Source organism: Glaciecola sp. KUL10 (assembly GCF_003203515.1).
Taxonomy (GTDB): domain Bacteria; phylum Pseudomonadota; class Gammaproteobacteria; order Enterobacterales; family Alteromonadaceae; genus Glaciecola.
The window spans coordinates 361,342-380,310 of record NZ_BGNG01000003.1 but is presented as its reverse complement, the minus strand read 5'-3'; the positions used below and the strand labels follow the sequence as shown (position 1 = coordinate 380,310).

The 18,969-nt window shown below is 41.0% G+C and carries 18 protein-coding genes; 10 read left to right on the top strand and 8 right to left on the bottom strand.

Annotation, left to right across the window (positions count from 1 at the left end; translation table 11 throughout):
- Positions 1 to 11 precede the first annotated feature (11 nt).
- Together KUL10_RS07900 and KUL10_RS07895 are read right to left on the bottom strand one after the other, a co-directional pair.
- Positions 12 to 908 (bottom strand): hypothetical protein, encoded by an 897-nt coding sequence (locus KUL10_RS07900; protein ID WP_110428364.1) that lies wholly within the window; start codon positions 906 to 908, stop codon positions 12 to 14.
- 169 nt (positions 909 to 1,077) lie between these two features.
- Positions 1,078 to 1,494, bottom strand: a complete 417-nt coding sequence (locus KUL10_RS07895) for a secondary thiamine-phosphate synthase enzyme YjbQ (protein WP_110428363.1) — start codon at positions 1,492 to 1,494, stop codon at positions 1,078 to 1,080.
- A 114-nt stretch (positions 1,495 to 1,608) separates the two neighbouring features.
- On the opposite strand from KUL10_RS07895, the gene KUL10_RS07890 reads away from it, so the two are divergent.
- The 10 genes from KUL10_RS07890 (at position 1,609) to KUL10_RS07845 (ending at position 12,322) form a co-directional block, all read left to right on the top strand.
- Positions 1,609 to 2,481: an alpha/beta hydrolase gene (locus KUL10_RS07890; RefSeq protein ID WP_110428362.1), complete on the top strand. Its 873-nt coding sequence runs from the start codon at positions 1,609 to 1,611 to the stop codon at positions 2,479 to 2,481.
- A 119-nt stretch (positions 2,482 to 2,600) separates the two neighbouring features.
- A complete protein-coding gene (gene kynU / locus KUL10_RS07885) occupies positions 2,601 to 3,860 on the top strand; it encodes a kynureninase (protein WP_233499745.1) in 1,260 nt (419 codons plus the stop codon).
- Positions 3,861 to 3,920: 60 nt separating this feature from the next.
- A complete protein-coding gene (locus KUL10_RS07880; RefSeq protein WP_110428426.1) occupies positions 3,921 to 4,262 on the top strand; it encodes an MGMT family protein in 342 nt (113 codons plus the stop codon).
- Positions 4,263 to 4,575: 313 nt separating this feature from the next.
- Positions 4,576 to 5,076 (top strand): YHS domain-containing (seleno)protein, encoded by a 501-nt coding sequence (locus tag KUL10_RS07875; protein WP_110428360.1) that lies wholly within the window; start codon positions 4,576 to 4,578, stop codon positions 5,074 to 5,076.
- 119 nt (positions 5,077 to 5,195) lie between these two features.
- A complete protein-coding gene (locus KUL10_RS07870; RefSeq protein ID WP_110428359.1) occupies positions 5,196 to 5,489 on the top strand; it encodes a DUF2282 domain-containing protein in 294 nt (97 codons plus the stop codon).
- 43 nt (positions 5,490 to 5,532) lie between these two features.
- Complete coding sequence (locus KUL10_RS07865; protein ID WP_110428358.1) at positions 5,533 to 6,438, top strand: DUF692 family multinuclear iron-containing protein; 906 nt, start codon at positions 5,533 to 5,535, stop codon at positions 6,436 to 6,438.
- A 54-nt stretch (positions 6,439 to 6,492) separates the two neighbouring features.
- Complete coding sequence (locus KUL10_RS07860) at positions 6,493 to 7,293, top strand: DNA-binding domain-containing protein (RefSeq protein ID WP_110428357.1); 801 nt, start codon at positions 6,493 to 6,495, stop codon at positions 7,291 to 7,293.
- Positions 7,294 to 7,325: 32 nt separating this feature from the next.
- Complete coding sequence (locus KUL10_RS07855) at positions 7,326 to 7,757, top strand: DoxX family protein (RefSeq protein WP_110428356.1); 432 nt, start codon at positions 7,326 to 7,328, stop codon at positions 7,755 to 7,757.
- A 98-nt stretch (positions 7,758 to 7,855) separates the two neighbouring features.
- A complete protein-coding gene (locus KUL10_RS07850) occupies positions 7,856 to 9,613 on the top strand; it encodes a monovalent cation:proton antiporter-2 (CPA2) family protein (protein WP_110428425.1) in 1,758 nt (585 codons plus the stop codon).
- A gap of 15 nt (positions 9,614 to 9,628) precedes the next feature.
- Entirely contained in the window at positions 9,629 to 12,322 is a 2,694-nt protein-coding gene (locus KUL10_RS07845; protein WP_146216765.1) for a trypsin-like peptidase domain-containing protein, read from the top strand.
- Here KUL10_RS07845 and KUL10_RS07840 read toward each other — a convergent pair.
- The 6 genes from KUL10_RS07840 to KUL10_RS07815 all read right to left on the bottom strand — a co-directional run bounded on the left by KUL10_RS07840 (position 12,300) and on the right by KUL10_RS07815 (position 18,831).
- Entirely contained in the window at positions 12,300 to 13,907 is a 1,608-nt protein-coding gene (locus KUL10_RS07840) for a serine hydrolase (RefSeq protein WP_110428354.1), read from the bottom strand. The genes KUL10_RS07845 and KUL10_RS07840 overlap by 23 nt on opposite strands.
- A gap of 88 nt (positions 13,908 to 13,995) precedes the next feature.
- The gene (locus KUL10_RS07835) at positions 13,996 to 14,865 is read right to left on the bottom strand and encodes a bile acid:sodium symporter family protein (RefSeq protein WP_110428353.1); all 870 of its coding nucleotides are present in this window, start codon (positions 14,863 to 14,865) and stop codon (positions 13,996 to 13,998) included.
- Positions 14,866 to 14,920: 55 nt separating this feature from the next.
- The gene (locus tag KUL10_RS07830; protein ID WP_110428352.1) at positions 14,921 to 15,676 is read right to left on the bottom strand and encodes an SDR family oxidoreductase; all 756 of its coding nucleotides are present in this window, start codon (positions 15,674 to 15,676) and stop codon (positions 14,921 to 14,923) included.
- Between the two features lie 68 nt (positions 15,677 to 15,744).
- Positions 15,745 to 16,836 carry a phosphotransferase family protein gene (locus KUL10_RS07825; RefSeq protein ID WP_110428351.1) on the bottom strand — a complete coding sequence of 364 codons (1,092 nt, stop codon included), beginning with the start codon at positions 16,834 to 16,836 and terminating at the stop codon, positions 15,745 to 15,747.
- A 1-nt stretch (position 16,837) separates the two neighbouring features.
- Entirely contained in the window at positions 16,838 to 18,058 is a 1,221-nt protein-coding gene (locus KUL10_RS07820; RefSeq protein WP_110428350.1) for an acyl-CoA dehydrogenase family protein, read from the bottom strand.
- Positions 18,059 to 18,246: 188 nt separating this feature from the next.
- Positions 18,247 to 18,831, bottom strand: coding sequence for a thymidine kinase (locus KUL10_RS07815; protein ID WP_110428349.1), 585 nt, complete (start codon positions 18,829 to 18,831; stop codon positions 18,247 to 18,249).
- Positions 18,832 to 18,969 lie beyond the last annotated feature (138 nt).

Sequence of the window (18,969 nt, the reverse complement as noted above, 5' to 3'; positions counted from 1 at the left end):
GTTACTTAATTTCAGTTATTGAAATTGAAATCACTCGGTTGTAACCAGAACATAGCGTTATTAGGCTCTGACTCATCTGGTAAATCGTGGTTATCAATTTTTAAGATCAGGGTTGCTGACTCATCCGACAAAGGGAATATATCTGAGGTGAGCGGATGAAGTTGCATAAATCTCTCCATATCTCCGGATCGAAACATTCGTTCTAAGCCTTTTTCCATGCTTCGCGCGAGAGCTTCGTTTTCGACACTTGTATAAAAATAGACCGCATATGGGTAATGCAGCATGATTCTGTCATATTGCATCAAGTTGGGATATAAGCCCTGCCTTGTTTCTAATTCGCCAAGGACATCGTGGTAGCCTCGAGGGAAATAGTCACACCTGCCACGATCCAGAAGTTTAAATAATGTTTCGTAGTCAGTACTCGTAACGACGGGAAGGCTAGCTTGTCCTAGGATTCGAGTATCGGGCCAGTGACTGCCTTGGCATGCAGTCAGTTGTGAAAGCATCTCAGTGGACTGCACCTTATCAAGTTTCGCTTTACTTGCTTTGTTTATTAAGAACTTTCTATATCCAATCAAGCCTTTTGTTGTTGGGTAATGAATTGCTCTTAGGCCTTTTGTATTCGCTTTGCTCGCGCCGAGCCAATAAATGTCGAGCTTTCCGCCGCTCTTGAGTTCTTGCTCGGCTCGCCCCATTGACATTTCAAAAGTCTCTTCGAGTCTTGGTAAAATAGGATAGTCGCCACTCCTCTCGAGCGCATTCATCATTAGTTGGATATGAAATACGTGAGAGATATCGAAAACAGAACGTGACTTAGGTACTTTTAATACCTCTTTGTTGGCCGAATATGCGCCGCTAGTGAAAAAGATAATCACAGCAAAGGCAACTGTTTTACATAACTCTTTCATCTTAGGATAATGCCTCAAGTTCTTAATTCGACTCAAAGAATTATAGAGATTTAAATTGTTTAGTACGAGTTAACTCTTTATACCTTTGTATCATTCCTCAGTAACTTGAATTAGCTGCGATACTGTTATTTATATTCACACTTTTATAAGACAAGACAATCTTGTTCTGCTACTGGACGATTGACATTATTATCGTTCTAGCGCCGCCTTTAATTCGGTGCTCACCCAGATAAATTCCCTGCCATACTCCCAGTAATAGTTTGCCATCTTTTATTGGGATACTCACACTGCTGCCAATAAGTGATGCTTTTATGTGGGCCGGCATATCATCTTCACCTTCATAGATGTGTTTGTAATATGGCGCGTTTTCAGGAACCATGATGTTAATGTGTTTTTCCATATCCTCACGCACACTTGGGTCTGCATTTTCATTAATGCTAAGTGAAGCCGAGCTATGTTGAATAAATATGTTTAATAAGCCCACTTTAACCTGAGGCAGTTCGGGAAGATGTTTAATTACTTCACCTGTAATGATGTGGAAACCACGTTTTCTAGGGCTAAGTTCTATTTTTCTTTGAATAATCATCTAAGCTTTCCTTGACTTTTGGAGTTTTAAAGCAAGTTACTTTTCAGTAAGTTATACTCTTTTTAAATCTTATTGTCTTGCTATATTCCACCTTTTTGAGGAACCGATTTCGGCATGTTAAATTTTATTAAAATCGCTTGTTTGACTTCTATTGCACTGATTTTATTTAGCTCAAAGTTTGTAGTAGCTAAGGGAATTATTGACTACCCGAAAGTGGGTCTAAATGTTCCATATAGTCAGGTGGCTGAGCTAGCGTCAACTGAGCCAACGCTTAAAGTCAGTTATGGCAGTAAGTCAGATCAGCAGTACAGTTTGTTTTGGCGAGCTCGTGGTGTGGCCAAGGGGGTCGTTGTATTAGTTCATGGTGGCTGCTGGCTTGATATGTTTGATATTCTCCATTCAAAGCCATTAAGCACAGCTTTGTCTCAAGCAGGGTTTCATGTATGGTCTATCGAATATAGGCGAACCGGTTCTGGTGGCGAATGGCCCATTGCATTTGAAGATGTCAAAGCAGGTCTGAAAAGTATTAGCGAGCTTGAGCAGTTTGGTGTCGATTTGTCAGCGGTCAATATAGTAGGACATTCTGCTGGTGGCCATTTAGCGATGCTTGCTGCTTCAGATGCGAACAATATTTTACCTACCAATACAAAAATAAACCTTGTTGGCTTAGCTGCTATTTCAGATGTTAACGCATATGCTAAGGGAAGTAATTCTTGTCAAACGGCCACATCCTCATTCATGAGCGGCACACCTTCAACTAAACCGATTGCGTACTATTTAGCGAACCCGGTTAATATTCGCTTTGTTGAATCAAACCGTTATTCTGCAATTTTATTACACGGAACACTTGATACCATTGTGCCTGTTAGTCAAGGGCAGCATCCGCAGATGCAGCAAGTGCTATTTGAAGGGGCTGGCCATTTTGATTGGATTCACCCAGGATCTCAGGCCTTTGATTTACTGCTGAAAAGTTTGAAAACTATTTAATAATGAGCAGGGCCAATTAGGTGCCAGACACGTATAGTTTGGTATTCCGTATTACTTACTTTTAGATTCATAAAATGACCAATTCGTTAAACACAACTAAATATCTCAATGGAAGCTGTTTGAACCGCAGGGATGTTTGGTTCAGTAAGGCGCAATCGCTCGATCGGGAAGATTCACTGGCTTATTTGATTGGTGAGTTTTTGATACCAGACTCTTTGCTTTACCTCGATGGAAACTCATTAGGGCCGATGCCTCTATCTGCTAAAAAACGAGCGGTAGAGGTGGTAGAAAAACAATGGGCAAATGATCTTATCACTAGCTGGAATAAACACGCATGGATTGACTTACCAGTGACCGTTGGTAAGAAAATAGCGCGCTTGATAGGCGCGAACGAATCGTCAGTTATCGCTTGTGACTCTATATCAGTGAACTTATTTAAATTATTGAGTGTGGCACTTTTAAAACAAAAAGGTCGCAGCATTGTCCTTTCTCAGACGGATAATTTCCCAACTGATTTATATATGGTAGAAGGGCTTCAATCGTTAGTTGGTAAAGCGCAAGTTGAATTGCAGCACTGCGAAGCAAGTTTATTGGATAGGCTAATTGAAGAGCGTGGTGAAGATATTGCTGTACTTATGCTAACTCATGTCAATTTTAGAAGCGGTGAGGTTCTTGACATGGAGCGACTCACTAAAAGAGCGCATCAAAAAGGAATCCTTGTTATTTGGGACTTAGCACATAGTGCAGGTGTATTACCTGTTGCGTTAGATAAATATGAAGTTGATTTTGCGGTGGGTTGCGGATACAAATACTTAAATGGCGGTCCCGGAGCACCCGCCTTTGTTTATGTGAATCAAAAGCACCTACATAACTTGCAACAACCGTTATGTGGCTGGATGGGGCATGCCTCTCCGTTTGCATTCTCTTCAGAATATCAGCCTGCGAACAATATAAATCAAATGTTGTGTGGTACACCAAATGTAATTTCGATGAGTGTGTTAGATGCTGCACTAGATGTTTTTGATGGGCTGAATATTGAAGATATTAGAGCCAAATCTTGCGACATGACTACCTTTGTAAGTGAGCTTATCGCGGACCAACCATGTCTAAATGAACTGCAACTCTCGTCTCCATTGAATGTGAACTCAAGGGGGAGCCAGTTAGCCTATGCTCATCCTAGTGCCTATGAAATATGTCAAGTGCTCATCAAACATGGAGTGATTGCTGATTTTAGAGCGCCAGATATTCTGCGTTTAGGTTTTTCTCCATTGTTTTTGAGTTTTGAATCATGCTTCAACGCCGTCGAGGTGCTTTGCGATATTATGGACAATAAGACATATTTGAATGATGAGTTTGCACAACGAAATGCCGTTACATAGCATTTTTTAATGGTTGATCTATTTAATATGCAAATCAATGTAGTAGGAGGAGACCCCAGTATGCAAACTGCTCAAAAATACCAAAGGATATTTAGGACAGTAAACGCAATACCAAGTGGCAGGGTCGCAAGCTATGGACAAATAGCCGATTTGTCTGGTCTCCCAGGCAAAGCTCGTTTAGTCGGGAAAAGTTTAGGACAGATTCCTGCGGGTATGACCGTCGCTTGGTATAGAGTGTTGCGCTCAACTGGACAAGTCGCATTTCCCAGAGGTTCCGAGCAAGCTTTAAGGCAAATTGGTATGTTGCAGGAAGAGGGGGTTGCCGTTTTTAATCATCGCGTAAAGTTAGCAACCTTCCAATGGCAACCAGATTTAGGTGAGTTAATGCAATTGGGTTATTAGCCCAATGTACTGTTTCAAAAATTATAGCTACAGAATAGCTTCTAGTTCATGCAGATGCTAAATTTTTCAAAAAAATAAAAAGTTAACCGTTTGAAATATATAGATATATTTTAAATTAAACTTGGTTTTTACTCGGTATTTGCATTTTTAATGAAAGTATTTAATACCCGATTAGGTCTTCTTTAGCGTTAATGAGCTTCGATGCTCGAGCGCGCTAGGCTAACTCATAATATAGATGCGGCTTGGTATTAAGATATTGAAATAAAAGATAAAAATACTTAGGTATGCTATCTAAAACTAATTGGAGCATCAAATGCTATCTATTTTCAAAGGTACTAAATCTCTAGCAGCAGCGGCGGTAATTGTTGCGTTTACTGCAACAGGTTGCGGCATCATTCCTACACAAGCAGACTCAGTTATCACCTCAGTGAACGTGTCAGACAGCAAATTAGCAATAAAGGGTTACGATCCGGTTGCTTATTTCACTGAATCCAAAGCAGTTCAAGGTGTTTCAGCGCACACTGCGCAATATCAAGGCGCCACCTATTTGTTTAGCTCTGCGTCGAATAAAGCTATGTTTGAAGGTAACCCAGCAAAATATGCGCCTCAATATGGTGGGTACTGTGCATTTGGTGTTTCAAAAGAAAAGAAATTTGATATCGATCCGGAAGCATTTGCCGTAGTTGATGGAAAGCTATACCTGAATTTAAACAAAAAAGTACAGTCGCGTTGGGTTTTGAATACTGAAGAGTTAATTAGCGACGCAAATGAGTACTGGGCTGTGATTGCCGATACCCCAGCAGAATCTTTGTAAAATATTTTGACACTGGTGAAAGTTTTTTGTACTTTCGCCGGTATATATATAACACTAGAAAAGTGCAATTGATGAGCAATTTGCACAAAACTTAACCCAAGCAAGTAGAGGAATTCAAAATGAATACTAAATTAGCAATTGCGGCAGCACTATCAACAGTTATGATCGCGGGTGTAGTTGATACTGCCGAAGCGAAGAAGAAAAAAGAAAAGTGTTACGGCGTTTCTCCTGCCGGTCAAAATGACTGTGGTAATTTGGCAGGAACACATAGCTGTGCGGGTCAATCAACGGTTGATAATGATATCGGCGAGTGGCGTCTAGTACCCGCTGGTACATGTAAAGAGCTTGGCGGATATGATCGTAAAGAAGCTAAGAAACTGTTCAAAAAAATGCAAGCTGAAAAAAACAGCTAAGCCTACTTTAATTAAATTCGAACCTTGACGGTAGATTTTGACAATGGCTGAGACGTTCGAAAACAAAACTATAACGAAGCCCAAGACTGATATCGGTGTTGGGCTTCGTCACTCTCATTATCAACAAGCTTTGTATGGTGATGAACATATTGATTTAATTGATTTTGTTGAAGTCCACGCTGAAAATTTTTTCGCTAAAGGTGGCGCAAGTAAAACCCTACTTCACCAAGTGAATGAAAAATTTGATTTAAGCATTCACGGCACATCCCTAGGTTTAGGTTCACAGCATCTTGTACCTGAGTTTGTATTGTCGCAATTTGCGAGTTTAATTGATGAGTTCCAACCCAAGTTAGTCTCTGAGCATCTTTGTTTTAACAGGGCAATGGTCGATGGTAAATTGTTACACTCTGGTGATCTGTTGCCGATATCATATGATAAGCAATCGTTGGACACTATTGTGAGCCAAATCCTACGTGTGCAAGATCGCATAAAAAGACCGATACTGATTGAAAACTTATCTGCTTACCTGCAACCTGAACAGTTAAATGAACAGCTATGTGAACAGCAAATGCAAGAGTTCGAGTTTTTGACATTAATGTGTGAACGTAGCGGTTGTGGTTTGCTTTTAGACCTCAACAACCTATTGATCAACGCACTAAATCGTCATACCGACTCGCCGGTTTCTTATCTTAAGCAGGCGCTAAATGAACTTCCTGTTAACGCGGTAGGTGAGATTCACTTAGCAGGCTATTCAACGCAAGAAAATATCGACACAATTATTGATGACCATGGCGCTAAAGTAAGCCAACAGTGTTGGGAATTATTTGAGTATGCATCCGGTCTATTTAATGGTACACCAAGCTTAGTTGAATGGGATACTAATATTCCGTCTTGGACTGTGCTACTTGCTGAGGCAAAAAAAGCCCAGCAGATCGTGTTACCCAAGTAGTCTTATCAGGCATGGTTGTGCACTAAACCATGGTTGCTTCATAAAAGGTGGAAAATGAACGCTAACAGTCGATATCAAAATGATTTGATCAATTTTATTTTTCATAAACCAGGGTCTACCTTGGCATTAGAGCAGGAGCCAGATGTTCAGCGTTCCATTGATATCTATCGTAATAACTTGTTTGAAAATGCTGCGCGCGCGTTGGCCATTACGTTTCCTACTGTTGAATCATTAATGGGGCGAAAGGCATTTCGTTTTTTAGTGGCAAAATTATTGCAAACAGAATCAAAAACGCAATTCGACTGGGGAGAGTATGGTAAATGTTTCCCAGCTGTGATTACCCAACAAGATGATTTATTGGCATTTCCATATTTATCAGAAGTTGCTGAATATGATTGGTTGATTCATCAAGCTCAACGAGCGTCTGATGTTATACCAAATTCAGCTAGCTTTGCATTGTTGCAAGAGCATGATTTAACAACACTCACCTTTGACACAAGTGCGGCCTTTGTTGTGAAAGCATTTTGGTTTCCTGTAATCGAATTGCATCGCCTAGCCAATGATGCGTCAATCAATGCGCTTGAAAAAGAAGCCTTGCAAAAAAACACAACTAATTTGATTCACAATGCAATAAACCAAGATAAGCCTCGGTCTCTTGTATTGTGGCGTCCAGACTATAAAGCAAATGCAATTTGGTTGGAAGAGCAAGCATTAAGCGCTTTCCAACTGTTGGCGAAAAAGGCGAATGCAGCCGAAATCATTGCCGAGGTAGAGGCGCAACAAATAGACCTAACTCAATGGCTTAGTCAGTTGATTGAGAGCAAGCAAGTCGTTGGTATAACTAAACAGTCGTGAGAATAACACGCACTAATTACAGAGAAGCTTTAATGAACAAAATTATTGAAATTTACAACCGTGTTTTTGCGCCTGCAGATTACCTTCAACCTTTGGCTTTATTGGGTGCGCGTCTGTATGTTGCATGGGTGTTTTTTAAATCAGGTTTGACTAAACTCAACGATTGGGAATCGACACTGATGTTGTTTGAGTATGAATATGCTGTACCCTTGCTAAATTTCGAACTTGCTGCATATCTTGCAACTGTTGGCGAACTAGTCTTGCCGGTGTTGTTAGCGCTAGGATTGTTTGGCCGCAAAGCTGCGGCGGGTTTGTTTATTGTGAATTATGTAGCCGTTATTAGTCTAGAGGATATGCCAATGGCCGCTTACAACTTGCATCTAATTTGGGCCGGGTTAGCAGCTTTAGTTGTCATTTGGGGCTCAGGTAAGTTGTCCGCTGATAATTTCATGAAAATCAAATAAATAGATTGCAAAAAATTGCATAAAAACGCACTTCTTAGTGCGTTTTTTTTACTATATCGCTTACACTTGAGTCAACGAAATGATGATTGGACGCATTTATGTCAATTCTTGGTTCTTCAGCTATCTTCTTAGCGGCGACGCTTGTTGCGGTTCCTCTTTTTAAAAAGTTAAAGCTGGGTGCGATTTTAGGTTACTTAATAGCCGGCGTTTTGATCGGCCCATCTGTACTCAATCTAGTAAGCGATCCCTTTACCATTTTGCACTTTGCTGAATTGGGAGTGATCCTTCTTTTATTCGTGATTGGACTAGAATTAGAACCGAAAACTCTATGGCGGATGCGCAATCAAATACTGATCAGCGGTGGCTTGCAGTTAAGTATAAGTGCTTGTTTAATAAGTTTTATTTGTTTCGCAATGTTTGAACTTTCTATGGCGGCAAGCATCGCTATTGGGCTTGGTCTCGCTCTCTCTTCTACTGCGTTTGCTATCCAACTCATGAATGAGCAAAGAATTTTACAAACACCACCTGGACAACAAGGTTTTTCAATTTTATTGATGCAAGATGTAGCGGTCATTCCAATATTGTTGGTCGTTGCTGCTCTCGCCCCCATTCAATCAGAAGCGGGTCCTGCTTGGTATCTTAGCCTAGGTGCTGTCGTCGGCGTTTTATTTGTTGGGAGATTTTTAGTTAATCCATTTTTGCGAATTATTGCTAAACACGGTTCATCAGAAGTGATGACAGCAGCAGCATTATTTATTGTCTTGATAACTGCTTTGGCGATGGATGCTGCCGGTTTGTCGATGGGAATGGGGGCTTTCGTTGCCGGTATTTTATTAGCAGATAGTAGTTTTAAACATCAATTAGAGGCCGAAATAGAACCTTTTAAGGGACTTTTACTTGGCTTGTTTTTTATTGCTATTGGTATGAATTTAGATCTTAGTCTACTGGCGGCAGAACCTTTGTTTATTATCTCAATGAGTTTGAGTTTGGTACTTTTGAAGGCGCTAGTTATTTTTTTAATTCTAAGAGGGGCTAGGCAAGATAGTACAGATTCAACACGTATCTCATTAATGCTTTCACAAGGAGGGGAATTTGCATTTGTGGTGATGACATTAGCGCTATCTAATGCAGTGCTTGATGCACCTATTGCGGGCAAAGTTAATTTAATCGTCGGAATATCGATGGCATTAACATCCCCTTTAGTTATATTGCATTCACTCTTTTTTACTACAAAAAATTGCCCTGCAGTTTATGATTCAAAAACTGAGGAGACCGAACCTACGGTTATTATTGCTGGTTTTGGTCGTTTTGGACAGATCACAGGTCGTATTCTATCGGCCAATAACATTGCGTTTACTGCCTTGGATAAAGATGCAGAACATATTGAATTTGTTAGGAAATTCGGCAATAAAGTATTTTTTGGTGATGCCACTCGACTAGACTTACTTAAGACTTCTGGCATTGAACATGCAAAGGTTGTTTTAATTGCCATAGATAACCCTAAAGAGGTGACTAAATTAGCCTCCTTGGTCATTAAGCACTATCCCGACGTCAAAATAATTGCACGTGCTCGAAATCGTCATCATGCTATAGAACTGGCGCAACTTTCAATTGATGTTATTGTCAGAGAAATGTTTGAATCTGGCGTTCAAGCTGCGATTGGTGTACTCAGTGCTTATGGTTTTTCTAATGAGCAATCGCAAAAGATGGCGAATATTTTTGTAACACACGATATTCAAATACTTGAGAAAGGGAAGCAATCTAACCCTGACTTAACGGATTTAATTAAAACGGCAAAGCAAGGTCGAGAAGATCTGGCAGACTTGTTTAAACAAGACAAAGTAAATAATAAATAGCGAAGGATAGACATATTGAAAACTAGATTCACGCGTTTTTCCACTTACATAAAAAGTGTTTTTCTAATCAGTGTCATGTCGATAAGTGGGTTTGTAAACGCGAATGATATCGTTGATGCAGTCGTCAATATCGAATTCAACAAGGTACGAGCCTGGGATGACGGTTACAATAGTTCTGGTGTGGGTACTGGCTTTGTGATTGATGCCGAACGAGGTTTAATACTTACCAATAAACATTTATTAAATGTTGCACCGGTGATTGCATTTGCTGAGTTTTCAAATAAACAGACGATACAGCTTATACCTGTTTATCGTGATCCTGTTCATGATTTTGGTGTGTTTAAATATGATCCTAGTGCTCTAAATGGTCTATCGGTAGAGCCCATCGAATTAAGTAGGCAAGCTGTTGTCGGTGAGAGTATCAAATTGTATGGAAATGATGGCGGAGAAGCATTGTCAATTATTGAAGGTGTGTTGTCACGCCTAGACCGCCCCTCGCCTAATTACAACTCCACTAACAGTGACTACAATACATTTTACTTTCAAGCTGCTCTGGGTAGTAGCGGTGGGTCATCTGGCTCGCCAATTTTGAACGAAAAAAACCAAGCTATTGCATTGAATGCTGGTGGTAGACGAGACACTGCGGCGGCGTTCTTTGTACCCATGCAAATGATAGTTCCGACGATTAACAAACTCCTTAACAATGAACCGATCACAAGAGGCACATTACAAACAGTTTTTAGGTTTGAGCCATACAATCAACTGCGAAAAATAGGATGGGACGATGCGCGGATAAAATTATCAAAGGAAAGTATGCCACAAGCCAACGGGCTTTTAGTTGTTGAACAGATCGCTACTGATAGTCCCGCTGACACTAAACTGCAAGTCGGTGATCTACTTCTGTCTCTTGATGAGCAAGTGATTCCAGATTTTTTCACCTTAGAAAGCTATTTAAACGAGCATGTTGGCCAAACTATAAAAGTTACAGTTGAACGTGCCTCGACTAAGCAAAGTTTTGATATCGAAGTGTCAGACTTGTTTGCGTTATTACCCGATGAGTACATAGAGTATGGCGACACTATCATCATTCCTATCGGTCTTGCTACTGCACGTCTTTTTAACGTTGCGGCAACTGGAGTGATGGTGGTTGATCCAGGAAGACTGTTTGGCAGTCAAAATATCCGTCCTTTGGCAAAGATTGATGAGGTTAATGGAAAGCCAATTGAAAATTTAGAGCAATTGGCAGAACAATTTAAATCAATCCAAGATGGAGAAAAATTTAGCCTCAGATATCGCTATTTATACGACGCTAGTAACCAAGAATATAAGCAAATCAGAGACTATAGTAAGTGGTTTAATAATCAACATTGTCAAAGTGAATTAGGCGAATTGTTATGGGCATGTACAGCCATATCAAAGGTGAACGATGCGCCTTACGTAAACAAGGTAAATCGAAAAAACACCATTACTTCCCCTATTGTTGATGTTGAAGTATTCAGACCGTTAGCTGTTAACATGAGTACAGATGTAACAAGGCGTGGGCATGGCGTTGTCGTTGATAAAAGTGACGGGCTAATCATTGCAGATAAGACCCTGATAGATAGCACTTTAAGTCAAGTTCAAGTGATATTGAATAATGGTGTTTCGCTACCAGCAGAGGTGCTTGCAATCCATCCATATTTAAATATGGTGCTTTTAAAAGCGCCGCTTGACGGCTTGCGGTTTGGCAAAAAAGTTGTGCCTAAGGTTAGTGATACCGTGCCAACTGAAGATGAAGAGTTAACTTTAAAAAGTAAGTCTTTCTTTAAAGATTTCACGGCCAGTGTTGAATCTGGATGGCCCACAGTTGCAAATGGTGCAGTGCCATTTGACAGCATGGAAATATCAAAAGTGCCTGCTGCATTTTCGATTTACGTAGACAGAAAAAATCGCTTGGTCGCCATTGCGCCAGGCTTTTCTGATACTAGGATTAGTAATAGTGTGATCCCTGCCCCTTTAATAAATCGATTCGTTAAAAGTATTGAGGCTGGAGACGATGGCTTATTTGAGTTGAAAGACCGATTAGATTATATCAGCTATGCCCAAGCTTTAGAGTTTGGTTTGCAAGAAATTGAAGGGCAAGCGATTGAACGAAAGGTATCTGTTAGCAAAGCTGCCGAACTTGAACAAAGTGGTCTGAAATCTGGCGACTTAATTTTACAGGTAGCTGGAAAGGCGTTGACATCGCTTAACCAGTTGCATAACAGCGTTGATGCTTCTGAATTAGCTGTTCAAGTATTGCGAAATGGTTCACCCGAGAACTTAGCGCTAAAGACTAAATTCTCATCCTTCAAAGAACTCGATGAAGTTTTGGTATGGGGTGGGTCAATTATTCATGAAATTCCATTAAACGTGCCCACACCAAATGGTGTTATCGATACTTGTGTCAGAATTGGTGTTAGATACTTTGGAGCCCCAATATACGCGGCTAAAGCATCAGGTCCATTTTGTGTATATTCAGTTGATGGTGTATTGGTTAAAACGCTCGCTCAACTCAAAGCTTTAATTTCGGGTAAAGCGTTTGGCGAATACACCACTTTGAAAGTGATCAACTTGGATAAAAACTATCGTCTAGATGAGTATAGAGTGACGGAAGAGACCTATTATTGGCCTACACGAGCTTTCACCAATACTAAAATTGGTTGGGTTATTTCGAAGGCACCATTTTAAAATACATGTCCCTATATTCGTGGGCAGTTCTGGTGCTGCTCACGAAGGGATGCATACTCATTCCAAGCATATTTTTGTTAACATCAAGTTCAAAGTGCAGAAACGCATCACGCTGCGCATTTGAATTATCCCATTCAACCTTAAAGCTCGTGTTTTCAAAAGGAGTGACCGTCCCCTTAAGAGTTTTCATTCTACGGTGACTGATGCGTACTTCGCCACCGGTGCCCTCGACAATATCAAATGCCCCAAACCACTGGTCTTCGAATGTACCTAATATCTGAGTGTTTTCTATGGTCATTTTTCCACTGCCGCTAGGCGCAACAATATTACGCGCTAAGTAAGCTTGTTCTCTATCTGCTTGATAATCAACGTAAGATTGAACCCAGTCTTGAGCATATTGTTCTCCTTTATGCTCAGCCAATACGGCTTTAATAACCGTTTGCATGATTGCACCTCTGACGCCATAGTTTGACCCGTTGTTTAGCACTATAACGCCTAGCTCAAAGTCTGGAATAATACTCAAGTAAGCCTGATAGCCCGAGAGCGTTCCGGTGTGAGAGATCATTTTATGCTCGAATAGATTGGAAAGGCGCCAGCCTAAACCGTAGTTTTTGAAAAGTGTACCGTCCCATTCCTCATCGATATCGCTGACACTTAAAATAGTTTGAGGTGCCCACATTTGGTTTAATGACGCTTGGCTAAAAGGCAAGTTGCTTGCCGTATCTTGATGATTAAGTAGTGCAAGTATCCATTTGGTCATTTCTTCTGTATTACAGACCATGCCACCTGCCGCGGCTGACATGAGAGCTTGTCCATGAATGCGGTTACGCGGGATTGGATATATTCCTTTGTCGTCGCTATAGCCGTAGCCCATTGCTACATTGCTCATTGCTGCTTGAGGCAAGTCACCAGCAAAACAGTCCATATCCATAGCTTCAAAAATATATTTATCCACGAATTCATCGAAAGAAATACCACTGACTCTAGCAACCAATTCACCTGCTGCAATGTAGAGTACATTGCTATATGCATAGCGGTCTCTAAAGCTAAACTGCGGCGTTAGATAGCGTAAATTGTTTACCACTTCTTTGCGAGTAAAGCCCGATGGTTCTGGCCATATCATGCTATCACCGGCACCACCGACTAAACCACTTTTATGGCTAAGTAAGTCCTTTATCGTGAATTCCCTTGTTACCCAAGGATCTTGCATAATAAATTCGGGTAAGTGCTCGATGACCTTATCTGACCAATTAATTTTACCTTGCTCTACGAGCACCGCAATTGCTGCGGCCGTAAATGCTTTACTCACAGAAGCCAAACGGTAGTAGGTGTTTGCATTGGCTGATTGTGCTTTTTGGATATTTCGCAGACCTTCGGCTTCACTGAATACCACCTCGCCTTTATAAACAATTGCCAACGAAACGCTAGGGGTATTAAAAGCTTCTAACGACGCTTTCATTGTTTCTTTAAGTGCTTTTTTTGATAAAGGGAAGTTGGTAGGCTCGGTTTGTGTAGCAGAGCAAGCAGAGACCGTTAAGGTTAATAATAAAGCGCTGATTGTTTTTTTTGAGGCCTTAACTAGCAATGTCCAGATTCCTTATGTCATATTTTGGGGGAAACACTTACTAAATAAATATATATTGGAATCATTAAATATGCACTGTTAAAGGTGCTTAGTGCTTTGTTTTATTTTCGGTCCAGCGACTATAAAGAACTAGCAAAGTTGCCCCTAAGTACATAAACACACTATAAATGCCAGCGGCTATTGCATAGTCAGGCATTTGTAAAAAACTGACTGCAATTAACATTGCCATTGTCGAGTTCTGTGTACCGATTTCGATACCTAATGTTAAACCGTCCTTATGAGAAAGCTTTGCTAATTTGGCTAAGGCAACGCCCATTATGGTGGCGATAATATTCAAGGTAAACATGCTGATAAACACGGAGGGAAATGACGCTACAATCATCTCTCGTTCGTTGTAAGAAATAGAGATTATTAGCAGCACCATAAATATTACGGCTAGTTTTCGAAAAAACGGTTCTAGAAATAGGGCAAATCCGTCCGCGAACTTTCTAACGAGCATCCCTAAGAGAATAGGCACGATCAATATCGCGATAATGCCAATCGAAGTATCTAAAATGGAAAACTGCTCGACCGCTTGTTGGGTAAAGTATTCAATTGAGTACACTATGATAATAGGGGTGGTGATCACGCAAATCAATGTGCTTATTGCTGTTAAACTGACCGATAGGGCAAGATTAGCTTTTGCAATATGACTGATTAAATTAGACGTCGTGCCTCCGGGACAGGCAGCCAAAATCATCATACCGATGGCGATTTCATTTGATACACCCAGATTGATTGCGAGTAAAAAGGTAAGTAAGGGCAATAAAACCAATTGCCCAAACAAGCCAACAAGGGCCGCTTTAGGTACTTTTGCAAGTCGCGTAAAATCTTTGAGCGTTAAACTTAGCCCCATGCCAAACATAATGAGTGCTAGCACGAGCGGCAAAAGTACTTGAGTTAATATGCTGTCTTGCATGAGCGTTGTTATCTACCTTCAGTATTTTAAGTTATGCATAGTGAGAGCGTATCGCTTAGCTCATCTTTTTTAGCCACGATAACGGGGCAATTTTTAGTATTCTTACCATAATTGACCAAGGCCAGTTTGGAACGTAACTATTTGCACCCTCTTTTTCTATGGCTTTCACAATAGCTCTGCAGCCTACCTCAGTGTCAACCATGAAAGGAACCTTTTCGACTTTTTCATTGATTTCGCTTCGAATAAAGCCCGGGTGAACTGTAGATACCTTAATCGGTGTATTCATTAAGTCTACACGTAAACCTTCTGAAAGGTTACTTAATGCTGCCTTTGTCGCTGCATAAACGTTTAAAGCACGCCTAAACCCACGCATCGCGCTGATAGAAGATATATTAACAAGATGACCCGCATTTTGAGCCCTGAAAATCCCCACAGCCGCCTCACACTGTGCTAACGCAGAGACAAAATTGGTTACGGCAGTCTGCTTGTTGGCGTGAAAAAAACCTGTGCCGATTGACGCACCCTTTCCCATACCTGCGTTAACTATTACTCTATCTAATGACCCGAGAGCCTGACGAAACTCTTCGAAAACAGTAAATACAGCGTCATGATCGTTTACGTCTAATGATTTAATGACTACCTTAATATTTGGGTTGATAGTTTCTAGCTCCGCCTTTAGATCTTCTAGGCGCTCAACACGTCGAGCACATAAACCCAAATTACGTCCCATTTTGGCGAACTCGATAGCCATTCCTTTGCCTAGACCTGAGCTGGCACCGGTAATCAGGATGTTTTGACGAACTGCTGTCATGCCGTTTCCTTTTTTATTTAGTTTTTAGTATCGCGAATGAAATGCCAATTAAATGTACTGTATACGATTTACTGATAACGTTTTATCACTTTGTTGCAGCGATACAATAGATAGTGAACAAAGACCCAAAGGTTTTTATAAGCAGGGTTACGCGTTTGTTTATGGTGATATCGATAGTAAATTTGTTGAACAATCCCGGCTAATCTAAAGAGTCCATATACTTCATAAAAAGCGAAGTCTTTTGCTTCTAGTTCTTGTTTGTGACAATAGTAATCGATGACTTGTTGTCGCGTCATCATACCTTCTAGATGTGTAGGTTGACGTCGTGTATTTCGAGCCATAAAGTCATCATCAGCTTGCACCCAATAGGCGAGTGAGTTGCCGAGATCCATAAGAGGATCACCCAATGTCGCTAATTCCCAATCTAACACTCCGATTATCTTTGTCGGATCGTGTGCGTCTAAGACCAAATTATCAAACCGATAGTCATTGTGAGTGATACAAATTTTCTCTTTATCAGGCATTGTGTTTTCAAGCCAAGCCATGACCTTTTTTGCGCTCGGGACATTCCATGTTCTAGCTTTTGTGTAACGATTTATCCAGCCGCTGATTTGTCGTTGTGTGTATCCTTCCCCTTTGCCAATGTGGGACAAATTTGCACCTTTATAATCTACATTGTGCAGTTCGATTAGACCATCCAACGCGGCTTTGCATAACTCAGCCGTTTGCGCTTTGCTCATTTCTAAGCCCCTCGGCATATTTTTACGAGGGATAATGCCATTAAGCTTCTCCATGACGTAAAACTCTGCGCCAATGATGGCTTCATCATCGGTGTAACCAAGCATAGTTGGGACGTTTGCGTAGACTTTCTTCAGTGAGTTTTGCAAGCGGTATTCCCTGCCCATATCGTGAGCACCTTTAGCTTTAGTTCCTGCAGGGGGGCGTCTAAGAATCAACGATTTTTCGGCGAACTCCAGACAATAGGTCCAATTCGAGGCCCCGCCGGAATATTGAGTGATGATGGGGTCACCTGAGATTCCACCTACATGTTTATCTAACCATTCACATAAGGTTGCAACAGGGAGTTCTTCACCGGGTCTGACGGAACCTGCGCTATCAAGTAAGGATGAGTTAGCTTGGGATTTTGTTGTATTGGTCATATTATTTGTACTTCTTTAGCTCTAGACGAGTCACCATACCCATATGCACTTCATCAGGGCCGTCGGCCAAACGCAACGCTCGAGCACCTGCTGCAAATTGCGCCAAGGGGAAGTCACCACACATTCCTCCCCCTCCATGAATCTGCACAGCCATATCCACGACTTCCTGCAGCATATTTGGTACAACTACTTTGATTGCTGATATATCAACCATTGCATTTTTAACGCCTAGATTATCTATCTTCCAAGCTGCCTGAAGTGTTAACAGGCGTGATTGCTCTATGGCCATGCGTGCTTTTGCGATTCGTTCACGATTTCCACCCAGTTGAATAATAGGAGACCCGAACGCTTCTCGCGAAAAACCACGCTTGATGGCAAGTTCGAGCGCTTTTTCGGCCATACCAATTGCTCTCATACAATGATGAATTCGTCCTGGCCCCAATCGCCCTTGTGCAATTGCAAAACCTTTACCCATGCCTACGAGTAAATTTTCTTTTGGTACACGGACGTTGTTAAAGTGCATTTCTCCATGCCCAAATGGTGCATCATAATCGCCATATGCTGTCAGCATACGCTTAATTTCAATACCAGGTGTATCGAGTGGCACAATTACCATGCTGTGTTGACTGTGCTTATCATTTTCTGGATTGGATAAGCCCATGAAAATGCACACCTTCGCATTTGGGTGCCCAAGGCCAGTAGACCACCATTTTTTGCCATTAATAACTATTTCATTGCCGTCCAATTCAATTGTAGCCGCCATGTTTGTTGCGTCTGATGAAGCAACATCAGGTTCTGTCATCCCAAACACAGATCTTATTTCACCGTTGAGCAGGGGAGTCAGCCATTCATCCTGTTGAACCTGATTGCCAAAATGGTAAAGCACTTCCATGTTGCCCGTGTCAGGTGCGTTACAATTAAATATTTCTGGGGCGAATAAGTAGCGGCCCATTTCTTCGGCTAGGGGGGCATATTCTAACGTGGTGAGTCCCTGTGCGAGATTTTCATCAGGTAGAAATAGATTCCAAAGACCTTGTTCTTTAGCCTTTTGCTTCAAGGGTTCAATCGCCGGATGGCATTTCCATTGAGTCCAGTCACCGGTGGGGTTTAGCGCATGTAATTCTTGGTAAACCTGTGTTTCTATAGGTTGAATATTATCAGCTATAAATTGCTTGATACGTGCAAGATAGTCTTGAGTTTTAGCATTGTGTGAAAAGTCCATTGGCGTACCTTTATTCGTTAATTAACATAATATTAACGCGAATATTCAATTAGTGAACTTTTGATAAATGTGCGAAGTGGATAAATTTCAGTGATATTAAGCGCCTTAATCAATCTGCTTCGAAAGGAGAGTAGACATTTTGTAAAGGTACTTTGTATCAATCAACTATCCTTTTAAAAACACTGAAGTTAGGTGTTGATCGATACTTTTTTCATGAAATGCTTACGACAAAGCGACACATATTTTTCATTTCCCCCCACATCAACCTGTGCGCCATCTTGAATAGCGTTTCCATGTTGATCTAGCCTTGCGACGAAATTGGCTTTGCGGCCACAGTGACAGACAGTTTTCAACTCTGAGAGTTTGTCAGCCCAAGCGAGCAGGTAGTGACTACCTTCAAACGTTTCACCTCTAAAATCGGTTCGCAATCCATAAGCTAATACAGGTACGTTGAGCTTATCGACTATCTCTAAACACTGAAGTACCTGTTTTTTGCTTAAAAACTGTGCTTCGTCAATGAATAGACAGCTAATCGTTTCAAACTCACAGCGTTTGCGCATAAAGCGATAAATATCGGTCTCTGGCGTAAACAAATTCGCTGCTGTTTGAAGGCCAATGCGCGATGCAATTTTACCTTCTCCAAATCGGTTATCTATTGATGCTGTAAAAAGTTCAACCTGCATTCCCCGTTCGCGGTAGTTATAGGCGGATTGAAGTAATGATGTGGATTTTCCGGCGTTCATTGCAGAATAATAGAAGTATAACTGTGCCATTTGCGGTTCTTATTATGTTTAATTGGTTTACGTTTGCTAAACTAAGTATAGCGAGTTTAGTATTGAATTAAATAAAAAACCAGCATCAAAGAATGCTGGTTTTTTAAAAGTGTATCTAAATTAAGTAGCTTTTAAATT

Bases quoted from the DNA above. Each gene is read 5' to 3' on its own strand.
- KUL10_RS07900 (WP_110428364.1), bottom strand. From the start codon at position 908: ATGAAAGAGTTATGTAAAACAGTTGCCTTTGCTGTGATTATCTTTTTC.
- KUL10_RS07895 (WP_110428363.1), bottom strand. From the start codon at position 1,494: ATGATTATTCAAAGAAAAATAGAACTTAGCCCTAGAAAACGTGGTTTC.
- KUL10_RS07890 (WP_110428362.1), top strand. From the start codon at position 1,609: ATGTTAAATTTTATTAAAATCGCTTGTTTGACTTCTATTGCACTGATT.
- KUL10_RS07880 (WP_110428426.1), top strand. From the start codon at position 3,921: ATGCAAACTGCTCAAAAATACCAAAGGATATTTAGGACAGTAAACGCA.
- KUL10_RS07875 (WP_110428360.1), top strand. From the start codon at position 4,576: ATGCTATCTATTTTCAAAGGTACTAAATCTCTAGCAGCAGCGGCGGTA.
- KUL10_RS07870 (WP_110428359.1), top strand. From the start codon at position 5,196: ATGAATACTAAATTAGCAATTGCGGCAGCACTATCAACAGTTATGATC.
- KUL10_RS07865 (WP_110428358.1), top strand. From the start codon at position 5,533: ATGGCTGAGACGTTCGAAAACAAAACTATAACGAAGCCCAAGACTGAT.
- KUL10_RS07860 (WP_110428357.1), top strand. From the start codon at position 6,493: ATGAACGCTAACAGTCGATATCAAAATGATTTGATCAATTTTATTTTT.
- KUL10_RS07855 (WP_110428356.1), top strand. From the start codon at position 7,326: ATGAACAAAATTATTGAAATTTACAACCGTGTTTTTGCGCCTGCAGAT.
- KUL10_RS07850 (WP_110428425.1), top strand. From the start codon at position 7,856: ATGTCAATTCTTGGTTCTTCAGCTATCTTCTTAGCGGCGACGCTTGTT.
- KUL10_RS07835 (WP_110428353.1), bottom strand. From the start codon at position 14,865: ATGCAAGACAGCATATTAACTCAAGTACTTTTGCCGCTCGTGCTAGCA.
- KUL10_RS07830 (WP_110428352.1), bottom strand. From the start codon at position 15,676: ATGACAGCAGTTCGTCAAAACATCCTGATTACCGGTGCCAGCTCAGGT.
- KUL10_RS07825 (WP_110428351.1), bottom strand. From the start codon at position 16,836: ATGACCAATACAACAAAATCCCAAGCTAACTCATCCTTACTTGATAGC.
- KUL10_RS07820 (WP_110428350.1), bottom strand. From the start codon at position 18,058: ATGGACTTTTCACACAATGCTAAAACTCAAGACTATCTTGCACGTATC.
- KUL10_RS07815 (WP_110428349.1), bottom strand. From the start codon at position 18,831: ATGGCACAGTTATACTTCTATTATTCTGCAATGAACGCCGGAAAATCC.